13 protein-coding genes are annotated in these 13,758 nt (G+C 55.7%); all 13 read right to left on the reverse strand.

Annotation, left to right across the window (positions count from 1 at the left end):
• Nucleotides 1-3: 3 nt before the first annotated feature.
• Nucleotides 4-774 (reverse strand): Stp1/IreP family PP2C-type Ser/Thr phosphatase, encoded by a 771-nt coding sequence (locus BLT35_RS12080; RefSeq protein ID WP_062407878.1) that lies wholly within the window; start codon nucleotides 772-774, stop codon nucleotides 4-6.
• Nucleotides 775-782: 8 nt separating this feature from the next.
• Nucleotides 783-1,871 (reverse strand): dual-specificity RNA methyltransferase RlmN, encoded by a 1,089-nt coding sequence (gene rlmN / locus BLT35_RS12085; protein ID WP_074728151.1) that lies wholly within the window; start codon nucleotides 1,869-1,871, stop codon nucleotides 783-785.
• 83 nt (nucleotides 1,872-1,954) lie between these two features.
• A complete protein-coding gene (gene rsmB, locus BLT35_RS12090; protein WP_082660697.1) occupies nucleotides 1,955-3,418 on the reverse strand; it encodes a 16S rRNA (cytosine(967)-C(5))-methyltransferase RsmB in 1,464 nt (487 codons plus the stop codon).
• A 22-nt stretch (nucleotides 3,419-3,440) separates the two neighbouring features.
• Nucleotides 3,441-4,388, reverse strand: a complete 948-nt coding sequence (fmt, locus tag BLT35_RS12095; protein ID WP_074728153.1) for a methionyl-tRNA formyltransferase — start codon at nucleotides 4,386-4,388, stop codon at nucleotides 3,441-3,443.
• Complete coding sequence (gene def / locus BLT35_RS12100) at nucleotides 4,385-4,867, reverse strand: peptide deformylase (RefSeq protein WP_062407874.1); 483 nt, start codon at nucleotides 4,865-4,867, stop codon at nucleotides 4,385-4,387. Before def ends, fmt begins: the two co-directional genes overlap by 4 nt.
• A 71-nt stretch (nucleotides 4,868-4,938) precedes the next feature.
• The gene (gene priA, locus BLT35_RS12105; RefSeq protein ID WP_074728155.1) at nucleotides 4,939-7,443 is read right to left on the reverse strand and encodes a primosomal protein N'; all 2,505 of its coding nucleotides are present in this window, start codon (nucleotides 7,441-7,443) and stop codon (nucleotides 4,939-4,941) included.
• The gene (gene coaBC, locus BLT35_RS12110) at nucleotides 7,428-8,657 is read right to left on the reverse strand and encodes a bifunctional phosphopantothenoylcysteine decarboxylase/phosphopantothenate--cysteine ligase CoaBC (protein WP_074728158.1); all 1,230 of its coding nucleotides are present in this window, start codon (nucleotides 8,655-8,657) and stop codon (nucleotides 7,428-7,430) included. The genes priA and coaBC overlap by 16 nt, the downstream gene beginning before the upstream one ends.
• A gap of 60 nt (nucleotides 8,658-8,717) precedes the next feature.
• Nucleotides 8,718-8,933 (reverse strand): DNA-directed RNA polymerase subunit omega, encoded by a 216-nt coding sequence (gene rpoZ / locus BLT35_RS12115; RefSeq protein ID WP_054818057.1) that lies wholly within the window; start codon nucleotides 8,931-8,933, stop codon nucleotides 8,718-8,720.
• Nucleotide 8,934: 1 nt separating this feature from the next.
• On the reverse strand, nucleotides 8,935-9,576 hold the full coding sequence (gene gmk, locus BLT35_RS12120; protein ID WP_062407867.1) for a guanylate kinase: 642 nt from the start codon (nucleotides 9,574-9,576) through the stop codon (nucleotides 8,935-8,937).
• Nucleotides 9,566-9,826 carry an extracellular matrix/biofilm regulator RemA gene (remA, locus tag BLT35_RS12125; protein ID WP_009672664.1) on the reverse strand — a complete coding sequence of 87 codons (261 nt, stop codon included), beginning with the start codon at nucleotides 9,824-9,826 and terminating at the stop codon, nucleotides 9,566-9,568. The genes gmk and remA overlap by 11 nt, the downstream gene beginning before the upstream one ends.
• A 142-nt stretch (nucleotides 9,827-9,968) precedes the next feature.
• On the reverse strand, nucleotides 9,969-10,850 hold the full coding sequence (locus BLT35_RS12130; protein WP_054818055.1) for a YicC/YloC family endoribonuclease: 882 nt from the start codon (nucleotides 10,848-10,850) through the stop codon (nucleotides 9,969-9,971).
• 29 nt (nucleotides 10,851-10,879) lie between these two features.
• Complete coding sequence (locus tag BLT35_RS12135) at nucleotides 10,880-12,790, reverse strand: bifunctional homocysteine S-methyltransferase/methylenetetrahydrofolate reductase (protein WP_074728160.1); 1,911 nt, start codon at nucleotides 12,788-12,790, stop codon at nucleotides 10,880-10,882.
• Between the two features lie 29 nt (nucleotides 12,791-12,819).
• On the reverse strand, nucleotides 12,820-13,656 hold the full coding sequence (gene dapF, locus BLT35_RS12140; RefSeq protein WP_171005855.1) for a diaminopimelate epimerase: 837 nt from the start codon (nucleotides 13,654-13,656) through the stop codon (nucleotides 12,820-12,822).
• Nucleotides 13,657-13,758 lie beyond the last annotated feature (102 nt).

A 13,758-nucleotide genomic window follows, 5' to 3' on the forward strand; every position in this document is an offset into this window, starting at 1 on the left:
TCCTCACCCCGCTTCCCCAACATTGTCGCTTGCCGGATCCGCAACGTTGGCGAGCAACACCACCGTGATATTGTCGTCGCCGCCGGCATCCAGCGCTTCCTGTATCAACTGCTGAACCTTGCTCTCCAGCTCCCCTTCCCCCGTGACGGTTTGCAGCAGCCTATCCTTCTCGACCAAGCTGCTCAACCCGTCGCTGCACAGAAGGAGCAGATCGCCCTGCTGCCACATAATTTCCTGTACATCGACCTCAATGGTCGGCTCCGTACCGAGCGCTCTGGTCAGAACGTTGCGGCGCGGATGATGGTATGCATCCTCCCGGCTGATTTGGCCGCTGCGGACCAGTTCGTTGACAAGCGAGTGATCCTCGGTGAGCTGTTCGATGTGATTTCCGCGAATCCGGTAAGCCCGGCTGTCGCCGATATGTGCTACAACCGCGCGGTCGTCCTTGGCCAAGACCGTGACAACCGTCGTTCCCATCCCGTGATAATTCTCCCTTTGAGAAGCGAATTCAAAAATCTTTTCATTGGCAATCTCAATCACCGTGCGCAGCTGTCGCTGGCGTTCTTCCCCCGAAATGTTAGGGTCCACGGACTGCAGCCCTTCCTGGATCAGTTCAACCGCCATCGTGCTTGCGATATCCCCGGCTTGATGGCCGCCCATCCCGTCTGCCACAATGGCAAGAGTCCAGCCGTTCAAGTCCTCTTGCACAATTGCGCGGTCCTCGTTTACCAACCGTACACGGCCAATATCGGATTGATAAGCCAATCTCAGCATCGTTCGTCTCACCTCGCACCCGACTCCATATGCTTCGCACGCAGTTGTCCGCAGGCCGCAGCAATGTCGCTGCCCTGCTCCCGGCGAATTGTGGCATTGATTTTGTTTTTCTCCAGAATGCGTTGGAATGTAAAAATGTCATTCCGCGGCGTACGCACATAATTCCGTTCCGAGACAAAATTGACCGGGATCAGATTGACGTGTGCCATAGGGAACGTCTTCAGTACTTTAGCGAGCTCCTCCGCATGCTCGGGCCGGTCATTGACCCCGCCCATCAGCGCGTATTCGAACGTAATGCGCCTGCCGGTTTTGGCCACGTAATACTTGCACGCCTCTATCAAATCCGCAAACGGATAACGGCGGTTCACAGGCATCAGCTTGGACCGAAGCGCATCATTGGGAGCATGAATAGAGATCGCAAGATTGATTTGCGTATCTTCATCAGCAAACCGGTAAATATTGGGCACAATTCCGCTTGTGGATACCGTAATATGCCGCTGGCCGATATTCAGGCCTTTGGGATGAATCATGACTTTAAGAAACTTCATCATCGCATCGTAGTTTTCGAACGGTTCCCCGATCCCCATGATCACAATGCTGCTGACCCGCTCTTGTGTTGCATCAAGCAGCTGCTTCGCCTTGACCACCTGTGCGATGATTTCACCGGGGGATAAATTCCGCTTTAAGCCGCCCAGCGTCGAAGCGCAAAACGTACAGCCGATCCGGCAGCCAACCTGTGTCGTCACACATACGCTGTTTCCGTAGTTATGCTTCATTATCACGGTTTCAATCGCATTCTTGTCGGTAAGCTCAAACAAAAATTTGACGGTCCCGTCCTGCGACTTATAATTGGCCACCTCGGTCAGCGTGACAAAATCAAACTGCTGCCGGAGCTTTTCCCGCAGCGACTTCGGAAGGTTCGTCATTTCTTCAAAGCTTGATACTCTTTTCACATACAGCCAGTCAAAGATTTGACCGGCCCTGAAGCCTGCTTCGCCGATCGTCTTGACCCACTCCTGCCAATCCTCAAGAGTATAATCGTATACATACGGCTTTATTTCCTGAGCCCTGGTTTCCTCAAGATTCACGATATCCATCACAACCCGTTTATTCTATAGTGAAAGCCTTAAGGGCAAATTTGCCCGAAAAAGCCACATTTAGTTTACCACACTTTGCATTTTTATGCTCGTTTGCGGAGTCTGGCTATAAAAAACCCGTCCGATCCGAAGTCATACGGCATGATTTGCACGAATGCCTGGCCGGCCGGAAAGGAAAGCCGGCCGGTTTGCCCTGACGGAGGTGCGTCCGGCTCAAACTCCGGATGCCGCTCCAGGAAAGCACGGACCATGTCCTCGTTCTCCGCTTTTTCCACCGTACAGGTGCTGTACACCAACACTCCGCCCGGCTTGAGCAAGGAATGTATCGATTCCAGCAGTTCCTGCTGAACCTCGCAAACGCTCTCCAGCTCGCTTTCCTGCCTGCTCCACTTCATATCCGGCTTGCGGCGGATCACGCCCAAGCCCGAGCAGGGGGCGTCGAGCAGAATGCGGTCGAAGCTTCCGGCCGGAAATTGCCCGGCAAGTCTTCGCGCATCAGCCCTTACCGTGCGGATGGACCTGAGCCCGAGCCTCTCCGCCTGTTCGCGGATCAGCTGCTCCTTGTGCTCATGTACGTCGCAGGCAATGATTTCTCCGCGGTCCTGCATTTTCTCCGCCAGATGCGTCGTCTTCCCGCCGGGTGCGGCGCAGCAATCCAGCACCCGCTCGCCCGGCTGCGGGTCAACCCACTCCGCGACGAGCATCGAGCTCTCGTCCTGGATGGTAAACAGGCCTTCCGCGTATTCCCGCGTCAAGGCCATGTTGCCGCCGCCGCGCACAACGACGCCGGCGGGGGCCACGTCCGAGGGCTCCGCTTCGAGCCCTCCTTGACGAAGCCGCTCGGCCAGCTCCGCCGGGGCGAGCCGAAGCCGGTTCACGCGGATGCTTACGCGCGGGGGGCGATTGTTCGCCTCGCAGATCCGCTCCGCGGCCTCCTTGCCGAACTGCCGGATCCATCTGCGCACCATCCATTCCGGATGCGAGGTGGCCAAGGCAATCCGCTGGTCGTCAGGGAGCCCGTCGGGAAGAACTAGCTCAGCTTTGCGGCGGAGCACATTACGCAGTACGCCGTTCACCATGCCGGAGATGCCTTGATGTCCTCTCCGCTTCGCCAATTGCACCGCTTCGTTCACGACCGCATGCTCCGGAATCCGGTCCAAATAATAGAGCTGGTAAAAGCTCAGCCGCAGCAGGCTTCTCACCCAGGGCTGAAGCTTGGCGAGTCCGCCTTTTACGAACTTTTCAAGGAAATAATCGATCGTCCCCTGCCGCTGAATCGTGCCATAAACGATTTCCGTGGCCAACCCCGCATCCGGCCTGTCCAGTTGATATTGCTGCAATGTCCGGTTCAGCAGAAGGTTGCTGTAGGAGCGGTCCCGTTCGATGCGAAGAAGCACATCAAGCGCCGCTTCGCGGGCCGAGCCCTTAACCCCTCCACGCGGCCCGCCTTTGCCCGGCTGGCGCTTTGACGGCCGGTGCGCCGGCGCTTTACTTTTGGCCAAGCCCGGCTTGCCGGTGCCGGTATTGTCGTTGTTTCGTTCGCTCACTTCGATTCTAAGCCCCCGTTTCCTATATGCCCAGCACCGTGCCCGGGGTCAGCTGCCCGCCGCGTGCGAAAGCGGCCGCATCCATTGCTTTTTTACCTGCGGGCTGCAGCTCCGTGATGCGAAGCACACCTTGTCCGGTGGCTACCGCAATTCCCCGCTCGCCCGCTTCCAGTACGGTCCCCGGAAGCGTACTGCCCGGGACGGATTCTGCGGTGTCCGGCTTGGCGCATGTCCATATTTTGAGCACATCGCCGTTCCACAGCGTGAACGCACCCGGCCGCGGATGAAGCGCCCGCACCAGATTCCAGATCTGCAAGGCCGGCTTGGTCCAATCGATCCGCTCCTGCTCCCGGCTGATATTCGGAGAATACACCGCTTCTTCATCGTTCTGCGGCACCGCCCGAACCCGCCCGGAGAGCAGATCCGGCAGCGTCTCCTTCAACAGCTTGGCGCCGGCTATGCTTAATTTTTCGAACATCGTTCCCGTAGTGTCCTGATCTCCGATCGGCACTTCGATCCGGCTGATCATGTCCCCGGTATCCAGCCCTTCCGCCATGTACATGATCGTAACGCCCGTAACGGGATCCCCGTTCATGACCGCATAATGAATCGGCGCCCCGCCGCGATATTTGGGAAGCAGCGAGGCATGAATGTTGATACAGCCGAGCCGCGGCAAATCCAGCACCGACTTCGGCAAAATTTGTCCGTAGGCGGCCGTCACGATCAATTCCGGCTGAAGCGCTGAAAGGGCATCGACCGATTCAGGGCTGCGCAGCCTTTCCGGCTGAAGCACGGGAATGCCGTGCTTCTCCGCTTCCGCCTTGACCGGGGTGGGAGTCAGTACGCGCTTGCGACCGACCGGACGATCCGGCTGCGTGACCACCGCCACAACCTCCACACCGTCATACTCAAGCAAGGTTTGCAAAGAAGGTACGGCAAACTCCGGCGTACCCATGAAAATCACTCTCATGCCTCACCACGATCCTGCGGCTCGTTCTTATAGACTTTTTCAGCCAAATCGGTATAAAGCACACCGTTCAAATGGTCGACTTCATGCTGAATGCAGCGCGCCAGGAGATCCGTCCCTTCAATGACAATTTCCTCGCCATCCCGGTTCAGGCCCTTCACCTTCACCCGCTGCGCGCGTTTAACGTCGCCCGTAAAGCCTGGAATGCTGAGGCAGCCTTCCGGTCCGAACTGCTCGCCTTCCCGTTCGATGATCTCAGGGTTGATCAGTTCGATCAATCCGTGCTCATCTCCGACATCCATCACAATGACCCGCTTGAGAATTCCAATTTGCGGTGCCGCCAGCCCAACGCCTTCAGCGTCATACATGGTATCGGCCATATCTTTCAGCAGCTTATGGATATTCGGCGTAATTTTCGGAACAGGCTTGCTTTTTTCCCGCAGCACCGGATCCGGATCTTTCACGATCATTTTGATAGCCATACGAACCAACACCATCCTTCTAATAATAAAACGCTGAGTAATTATATATATTCCGGCCTTCCCGGACCGGTTTACATCAAAATTTGCGGATCGACGTCGACGGACACCGTCAGCTTCCTCTGCTTGACAGCATCGTCCAGCACGGCAACTGCCTTCTGCACGAGCCCGGCAATGTCCATCTCTCCCCGATATTTTATCATGCATTGGAACCGATATCTATCCTTGATCCGCGAAATCGGCGAAGCTACGGGTCCAAGCACCTCCAGCTCCGTCCCTTCAGCCTGCATCTGACTCGCCAGTTCCTTCAGCCTGGCGGCAACCGCTTCACCCGAGCGAATCAAGAGCTGCACCTGCTCATGCGACAGCGTAATCAGCACCAGCCGGTGAAAAGGCGGATAATTATGCTGCTTGCGCATCAGCATCTCCTTAAGCATGAAGCCTTGATAGTCATGTTTGCTTGCACTGAGAATGCTGTAATGCTCCGGAGTATACGTTTGCACGAACACTTCGCCAGGAAGCTCATGCCGTCCAGCCCTGCCAGCTACCTGCGTCAGCAGCTGAAATGTCCGTTCCGCCGCCCGAAAGTCCGGCAGGTTGAGCACGGAATCGGCAGCCAGCGCGCCAACAAGCGTCACATGCGGAAAATCGAGTCCCTTGGCCACCATTTGCGTACCGAGCAGCAGATCCGCCTGCCGGTTTTTAAATATCGTGAGCCATTTTTCATGAGACCCTTTCTCCGTCGTTGTATCCACGTCCATGCGGATCACCCGAATCCCCGGGAACAGCTTGGAAAGCTCCTCCTCCACACGCTGCGTTCCCGTGCCGAAATGACGGATATGCTCGCTCCCGCAGTCCGGACATGCCGTCAGCTCACGCTCGGCATAGCCGCAATAATGGCATCGGATCGCCCGGGAGCTCTGGTGGTACGTCAGCGAGATGTCGCAGTGCGGGCAATTAGCTACATAGCCGCAGGTGCGGCACATGACGAAGGTCGCGTAGCCCCGGCGGTTCAGCAGCAAAACGGTTTGTTCTTTCTTGTGTAACCGTTCTTCTATCGCTTTATACAGGGCGCGGCTGAACATGGAACGATTACCGTTTTTCAGCTCTTCCCGCATATCGACAATATGTACGCGCGGCAGCGGCCTTCCCTCCACGCGGGAGGTCATGGTCAGCAGTTCGAACGCCGGACGGTCCGGCGTTGCAGAAAGAACGGCCTCACGGCCTGTCCGGTACATGCTCTCCAACGAAGGCGTAGCGGATCCAAGAACAACGGCCGCTCCATGCTCGGACGCTCTGGCGATGGCGACGTCACGAGCGTGATATTTCGGGCTTTCCTCCTGCTTATAGGTCGATTCATGTTCTTCATCAATAATAATAAGTCCGATTTTCGTGAATGGAGCAAATACGGCCGAACGGGCCCCGATCACAACGCTGACTTCCCGCCGTACGATTTTGCGCCACTCATCGTACCGCTCCCCGTGTGACAGACGGCTGTGAAGCACGGCAACCCGGTTGCCGAAGCGTCCTTTGAAACGCTCGACCATTTGCGGAGTAAGCGAAATCTCGGGTACGAGAACAATCGCCTCCCGTCCCTGATCCAGGCAGGTTTGAATCGATTGCAGATACACTTCCGTCTTGCCGCTTCCCGTTACACCGTTCAGCAGAAACACCCGCTGCTCGCCGGAAAGAACCGCGTCCTTGATGCAGTCAAATACTTTCTGCTGTTCCGGGGTAAGCGGCAGCGGCGAGGTCGGACGAAACGTCCGCGAGGCGTACGGATCGCGCTGAACCTCGACCTCCTCGAGCCTTACCCATCCCCGCTCCGCCAAGCCTTTGACGGCGGCGGCGGTAATATGCAGCCTCGAAAGCAGCTCCGTCAGCTTGATGGGCTCGGGGTGCTTTTGCAGATACTCCAGCACCAGTTTCTGCTTGGCAGCTCTGGCGGGAAGCTCTTCCTGCCATGCCGCAAGCTGTTCCGGGTTCTCCGGGGGAAAAACCGTCAGCGCTTTTTTCGCCGACATCCGGTCCTTCACCATATGAACCTCCGTCAGAACCCCGTCCTCCAGCAGCTGCTTTACGAGCAAAGTGTCCCCGGCAAATTTCTCCAACAGCGTTTCCAGCCGGACCGTTTCCTGCTTCCGGACATAATTTAAGATCTCTTCCTGCTTCGGAACCGGCAGCATCAGGACATTCTCATGCCCTCCTCGCCGGCCTCCGTGTTCGTCCACCTTCACATGGCGTTCGTATTTTGCTTTTAATGCGCCTGGGATCATGGCTTGCAGCGCCGTGATTTCATGGCACAAATACGTCCGGCTGATCCAGCGGGCCAGCTTGACCAATTCCGGCGTCAGCGGCGGGATCAAATCGAGGATCTGCGCAATCGGCTTCAGCTTGGCCGGATCCAGCTCGGTTCCTTCGTGCAGTTCCACAACGAATCCCTGTACCGTGCGCGGGCCAAACGGTACGCCGACCCGGCTGCCAACGGTGACGAGGTCCTTCATCGCTTCCGGAACCACATAATCGAAAGCGCGGTTCGTCGGTTTGGCCGGTACGTCGACAATTACTTTGGCGTACATTCTTCGGTTATTTCCCCCTTCGTCAGACGGTCTGCGATAAAGGCCAGCAGCCGGGCGGCCACTTCCCTCTTCTCCATCAGCGGCAGCCTCAGCACGAGTCCGTTCGCATCATAAACGTTCACCACATTCGTATCGGTGCCGAATCCGGCCCCCGGTACCGTGACGTCATTGGCGACAATCAGGTCACAGCGCTTGCGCTTCAGCTTATCTATAGCAAAAGCTTCTACGTTGTGCGTTTCCGCCGCAAAGCCGACAACCAGTTGGGACGCTTTCTTTCGTTCGCCGACCGCCTGCAGGATATCCGGATTTTTGACCAGCTTCAGCATCATTTCCGACTCCGTCTTCTTGATCTTCTCCGGCGCTTGCTCTGCCGGACGGTAATCGGATACCGCCGCGGCTTTGATAATCACGTCCTGCTCATCCATCGCGGAGAGCACCGCATCCATCATCTCTATTGTAGATTCCGTGCGAATCACCTTAACCCCGTTCGGGACGGCAACGGTTGCCTTACCCGTGACTAAAGTGACTTCGGCCCCCATTCTTGCAGCCTGTTCGGCAATGGCATAGCCCATCTTGCCAGAGGAATCGTTCGTCAGATAGCGAACCGGATCAATCCGTTCCATGGTCGCTCCGGCGGTAACCAGCACATGCTTGCCGCGGAGCGGCTTTTTCTCGTTAAAGAAGCTCTCGATCGCTGCGAGAATCTCTTCCGGCTCGGCCAGGCGGCCTTTGCCGACATAGCCGCAGGCCAGCTGCCCTGTACCCGGTTCGATAAACCGAACGCCACGGTCGGCCAGCGTTTGCAGGTTGGCCTGCACCGCAGGATGAGCGAGCATATGCACGTTCATTGCAGGGCAAACAAAAATAGGCGCCGTCGTCGCAAGCAGCGTTGTGGAAAGCATGTCGTCCGCAAGCCCCAACGCCATCTTGCCGATCACATTGGCTGTCGCTGGAGCGATAACGACCAGATCGGCCCGGTCGGCAAGATCAATGTGGGACACGACCGACGGATCTTTCTCATCAAAAGTATCGATGTAAACGGCATGCCGGGATAATGTTTGAAACGTTAGCGGAGCGACAAATTTGGCCGCGGATTCCGTCATGATGACCCTGACCTCGGCTCCCGCTTGAGTCAGCTTACTGCACAGCGCAGCTGCTTTGAACGCGGCGATCCCGCCGCTTACGCCGAGCACGATCGTTTTTCCGTTCAGCATCCGGTTTCCTCCCCTTCTGGTTTCATAGCGAAAAAAATAACAACCGCGAGGGTTGTTGTTTTACTTTATGGATTCTTTGTTATACAGCTTCTCATACGAGATATGTCCCTCGTAAATTTCCTCAAGAGCCAAACCTACGTATTTGTGCGATTTCTGGTTCTGCACTTCGGTCTTCGCTCCGTCACGAAGCATCCGCGCTCGTTTGGAGGCGGCGACCACCAAAGAGTACTTACTGTCTACTTTGTCCAAAAGCCGATCTATGGAAGGGTACAGCATCTTATTTTTTCACCTCAGCCATCCAGTGTTTTATTTTGGAAACCATGCGCGCTTTACGGCAGTGCTCCGCCGTGAGAATACTGCGAATCCGGGAACAGGCCAGTTCCACTTGATCATTGATGATCGCATAGTCGTAATGTTCAATCAAAGCAATCTCATCTAAGGCTACGGACAATCGGCTGCGGATCGAATCCTCCGATTCCGTCCCCCGTCCTACAATGCGGCTCTCCAATTCGTTAAGCGACGGGGGGAGCAGGAAAATAAAGACGCCCTCCGGAAATTTCTGCTTGACTTTGAGTGCGCCCTGCACTTCAATTTCCAAAATGATGTCTTTGCCGCTGTTTAACGTATCTTCCACAAATTTGCGCGGCGTTCCATAATAATTACCTACGTATTCCGCCCACTCCAGCATCTGGTCTTGGTCGATCAGCTGCTGAAACTGTTCCCTCGTCTTAAAAAAATAATTCACTCCGTCCACTTCACCGGCTCGAGGCGGGCGGGTCGTTGCCGACACGGAGTATACGATGTCCGGCGCGCACCTTCTTAGCTCTTTGCACACCGTTCCTTTTCCAACCCCGGAAGGTCCTGAAAGCACGATTAATATTCCTTTTTCTGCAGGGCCGTAACCCAAATTACTCGTCATGATCATCGTCCTTATTGGAAAGTCGATGCGCTACCGTTTCGGGCTGAACCGCCGACAGGATGACATGGTCGCTGTCCGTAATAATAACGGCACGCGTACGGCGGCCATACGTCGCATCAATCAGCATATGGCGGTCACGCGCTTCCTGAATGATCCGTTTGATCGGAGCCGATTCAGGACTTACAATGGAAATGATTCGATTCGCGGAAACGATGTTCCCGAAACCGATGTTGATAAGTTTGATCGCCATCTATAGGTTCCCCCTGGTTCTTTCTTTGAAATCAGGCGTTGTTCGCGGGAAGGAAACCGACGCACGGCAACAGTTTTCTTCTTTAGTCGTTGATCAACCAACACCGTTTCAAAAGAAAGAATGATATTACTAATAAGGTATGTTATTCGATATTTTGGATCTGCTCCCGCATCTTTTCCAGCTCCGCCTTCATCTCCACCACAATGGAGGAAAGCGGCGCATAATTGGCTTTGGAGCCGATCGTATTCACTTCCCGATTTATTTCCTGAACGAGGAAATCCAGCTTGCGGCCTACCGGTTCGGCGGACCTGAGCAGCTTCTTGAACTGGCCGAAATGGCTGTTCAGCCGGGTCAATTCCTCATCGATCGCAGCACGGTCCGCGAACAATGCCACTTCCATCGCCAACCGGTTCTCGTCTAAGGGCATATGCTGCAGCAGCTCCTGAATTCGGCTTTTAAGCTTCCCGGCATATTCCTTCACGATGATCGGAGCTAATTGAACGGCCTCCAGCCTATAGCTTTCCATGACCCCAATACGCTGCTCCAAATCCGCAAGAAGTACCTCGCCTTCACGCTCGCGCATCGTCACGAGTTCCTTGGCAGCCTCATCCGCACAAGAGAACAATTCGCGCTCCAGCACCTCATCCTCCAGCTCCGGCTTGTCCTTAAGCGAAACCATACCGGGTATTGACAACAGATCGCGAAGCGACAGCTCCTCTGAAAGCGACAGCTTCTCTCGCATCTGCTCGGCCGCTTGCCGGTAACCCATGGCCAATGCCCAGTCCACTTCGACAGTTTGCGGAGCCTTACCGTCCCGTTCAACCGAAACAAAGGCATCCACCCGACCGCGCTTCACCCGTGCAAGCACCGCACGTTTTACTGCGTCTTCGTAACGGGCCCATTCCCGGGGCATCCTTACAACGACCTCGCAGTAACGATGGTTGACCGATTTCAAGTCGATCTGCAAACGAAAGCCCGCGAGGCTTCGAGCGGCTTGGCCGAACCCAGTCATACTGGTCATCATGGCATTCACATCCATTACCCTATTTTAATTCATTTTTCCAGAGGGTACAAGTGGAAATCGCGTCTTCCCGCTTTCTGCCACACGTATTTGGTCAATTCAACAGTCATCTCATATGCAAGGAACGGCGTCATCAAGTAAATGCCTTTAAAATGGCTCAAAGCCACATCCAGCAGTTCCTTGGCGATTTGCACGCCCATAGCTCGTCCTTCCTCGCCTTTGAGACCGCTCATGCGCTGACGCACTTCGTCGGACAGTTGAATCCCCGGCACCTCATTGTGTAAATATTCCGCATTGCCTCCGCTGGCCAGCGGCATAATGCCCAGGAAGATCGGCACGTTGAGGTGCCTGGTCGCCTCGCTGATTTTTTCGATCAGCTCGGCATTGTAAACCGGCTGGGTCATGATGTAATCGGCACCGGACTCGATCTTGCGTTCCAACCGCCGCACCGCTTTATCCAAATATTTGACGTTCGGATTAAACGCAGCTCCGACAATGAAGTTCGCTTTTTTCTTCAGCGGCTTGCCCGAGAAAGAAACCCCTTCATTCAGCTGCTTGATCATGCGGATGATTTCGAACGAAGTCAAATCGTATACGGAGCTCGATCCGGGCAGGTCTCCGAATTTCGCCGGATCGCCCGTTACCGCAAGCACGTGGTCGATGCCCAGTGCATGCAGTCCCATCATGTGCGACTGCGTTCCGATCATGTTCCTGTCGCGGCAGGCGATATGAATGAGCGGCCGAATGCCTATACGCTCCTGCACGAGACTACCGAGCGCCAGATTGCTCATTCGCGTTACGGCAAGCGAATTGTCCGCCATCGTGAGCGCATCAGCTCCGGCTTTCTTAAGCGCGGACGCCCCCTGCATAAACTTCTCGATGTCCAAATCCCGCGGAGGATCCAGCTCTACGATTACCGTAGGCCGCTCCTTCACCAGGTCGACGATCGTAGGCTCCGACTGTACAGGCGGTGCGGCCGGCGGCCTATCGGACACCTGAACCGGCTCCGCAATCCTTTCCGGTCGAGGCTCCCTGACGTTTTCAGTAAGCTTGCGAATCGCAGCCGGATCCGGAACGTACCCTCTTAGCGACGAGGCTATCGCAGCGATGTGCTCGGGGGTCGTTCCGCAGCATCCGCCGATAATCCGTGCGCCGAGATCGACAAACTTCCGCGCCGTTTCACCGAAATAAGACGGCGTCGCCGCAAACGTATAGCGTCCGTCTACATAGTCGGCTATCCCCGCATTCGGGAATATGGAAAACGGCGGGGCGGCCTCCATTCCGGCGATGCGTTCCAGCGAGCGCATCAGCCCGTTCGGACCGCTGTGGCAGTTGAAGCCGACCACATCCGCCCCTGCTGCCAGAAGCCGCCGAAACGCCTCATCCAGCGGAATGCCGTCGTGGGTCGATCCGGTACCTTCTGTCGCGAACTGGCAAATGACAGGCAGGCTGCTGATCTTTCGGATCAGCTTCAATGCAATCAGCAGCTCCTCCAGATCGTAGAACGACTCCAGCAACAGCCCGTCCACCGGCGTATCCGCCAGCACTTCAATTTGCTGCTTCAAATCATCCTTGACCTTGGCCGTACGCACATTTTTGCGTTTGCCCGCGCGGATCGAACCGATCGCCCCGACGACATAAGCATCGCTGCCGACCGACCGTCTGGCTAAATCGACACCCGCGCGGTTGATGGCCTCCACTTCCTGCTCCAATCCATATTTGGACAGTTTTTCACGGTTAGCCGAGAAGGTGTTCGTCTCGATCAACCGTGCGCCGGCCTCATAATATCTGCGGTGGACATCCATAATGACGTCCGGCTTAAGCAAATTCAATTCCTCATATGAAATGCCGACAGGAAAGCCCATTTGGTACAAATATGTCCCCATAGCCCCGTCCCCGACAATGAGCTGCTGCCGGAGCGCTTCTCTCAAATCCGCTTTCATCGCGGCGCCCCCTCTTCCCATCATATACGTTAAAGCGTTCCTTTAAACACCGTTTCCGCCGGTCCGGTCATATAGACATGATTGTCCGCCTCACTCCACTCGATCAGCAGATCGCCGCCTTTTAACGACACGGTCGCCTTGCGGTCCATCAGTCCGTTCAGCACCCCGGCCACCAACGTGGCGCATGCTCCTGTCCCGCAAGCCAGCGTTGGCCCTGCTCCGCGTTCCCACACGCGCATGTCGGCATAATCCCGGCTGTGCACCGTAGCGAACTCAACGTTGATGCGGCGGGGAAATAACGGATGGTTCTCCAGTTCGGGTCCCCACTTGTAAAGGTCAACCTGGAGCGCGTCTTCCGTAAAAATCACGCAGTGCGGATTCCCCATCGACACGGCGGTAAAGCGAAATTCCTGTCCGTCTACGGAAACCGGGTATGAGACGATACGTTCCGCATCGATGACCGTAGGCACCTCAAGCCCGTTCAGAACAGGCGCGCCCATATCAACGCGAACCGCCGTCACTCGTCCGTCCGTAACCGAAAGCTGCACGGGCTGCACCCCTGCACCGATCGTTTCAATGGTAAGCCCGGTTGCCGCTTTGTCCACCATTCCGTGATCATAAATATATTTAGCGGCGCAGCGGATGGCGTTGCCGCACTGCTCCGCCTCCGAGCCGTCCGAATTGATGATTCGCATCCTATAGTCAGCCTTCTGTGAAGGCAGCAAATAGACCATTCCGTCCGCACCGATGCCGAAATGACGGTCGCATAAACGAACCGCCAGCTCAGATGCATCCCGAGGCAGTTCGTCATGTCCGGCCAGCACGATAAAATCATTTCCCAATCCATGCATTTTCGTGAAATCCATCGTCTGCACTCCTGTTTGAGCATTTTCCTCATACTATATCGCAATTTCGCCGGAATGCATACCCGCTGACGAAAAATTTTATACCAATCCGTTTAAAAAAGC

Origin of the sequence: Paenibacillus naphthalenovorans (assembly GCF_900099895.1) — a bacterium.
GTDB classification, from domain to species: domain Bacteria; phylum Bacillota; class Bacilli; order Paenibacillales; family NBRC-103111; genus Paenibacillus_G; species Paenibacillus_G naphthalenovorans.

What these genes read in the sequence shown, in the direction of transcription:
- BLT35_RS12080 (WP_062407878.1), bottom strand. Translation starts at nt 774, where the DNA reads ATGCTGAGATTGGCTTATCAATCCGATATTGGCCGTGTACGGTTGGTA.
- rlmN (WP_074728151.1), bottom strand. Translation starts at nt 1,871, where the DNA reads ATGGATATCGTGAATCTTGAGGAAACCAGGGCTCAGGAAATAAAGCCG.
- fmt (WP_074728153.1), bottom strand. Translation starts at nt 4,388, where the DNA reads ATGAGAGTGATTTTCATGGGTACGCCGGAGTTTGCCGTACCTTCTTTG.
- def (WP_062407874.1), bottom strand. Translation starts at nt 4,867, where the DNA reads ATGGCTATCAAAATGATCGTGAAAGATCCGGATCCGGTGCTGCGGGAA.
- priA (WP_074728155.1), bottom strand. Translation starts at nt 7,443, where the DNA reads ATGTACGCCAAAGTAATTGTCGACGTACCGGCCAAACCGACGAACCGC.
- coaBC (WP_074728158.1), bottom strand. Translation starts at nt 8,657, where the DNA reads ATGCTGAACGGAAAAACGATCGTGCTCGGCGTAAGCGGCGGGATCGCC.
- rpoZ (WP_054818057.1), bottom strand. Translation starts at nt 8,933, where the DNA reads ATGCTGTACCCTTCCATAGATCGGCTTTTGGACAAAGTAGACAGTAAG.
- gmk (WP_062407867.1), bottom strand. Translation starts at nt 9,576, where the DNA reads ATGACGAGTAATTTGGGTTACGGCCCTGCAGAAAAAGGAATATTAATC.
- remA (WP_009672664.1), bottom strand. Translation starts at nt 9,826, where the DNA reads ATGGCGATCAAACTTATCAACATCGGTTTCGGGAACATCGTTTCCGCG.
- BLT35_RS12130 (WP_054818055.1), bottom strand. Translation starts at nt 10,850, where the DNA reads ATGATGACCAGTATGACTGGGTTCGGCCAAGCCGCTCGAAGCCTCGCG.
- BLT35_RS12135 (WP_074728160.1), bottom strand. Translation starts at nt 12,790, where the DNA reads ATGAAAGCGGATTTGAGAGAAGCGCTCCGGCAGCAGCTCATTGTCGGG.
- dapF (WP_171005855.1), bottom strand. Translation starts at nt 13,656, where the DNA reads ATGGATTTCACGAAAATGCATGGATTGGGAAATGATTTTATCGTGCTG.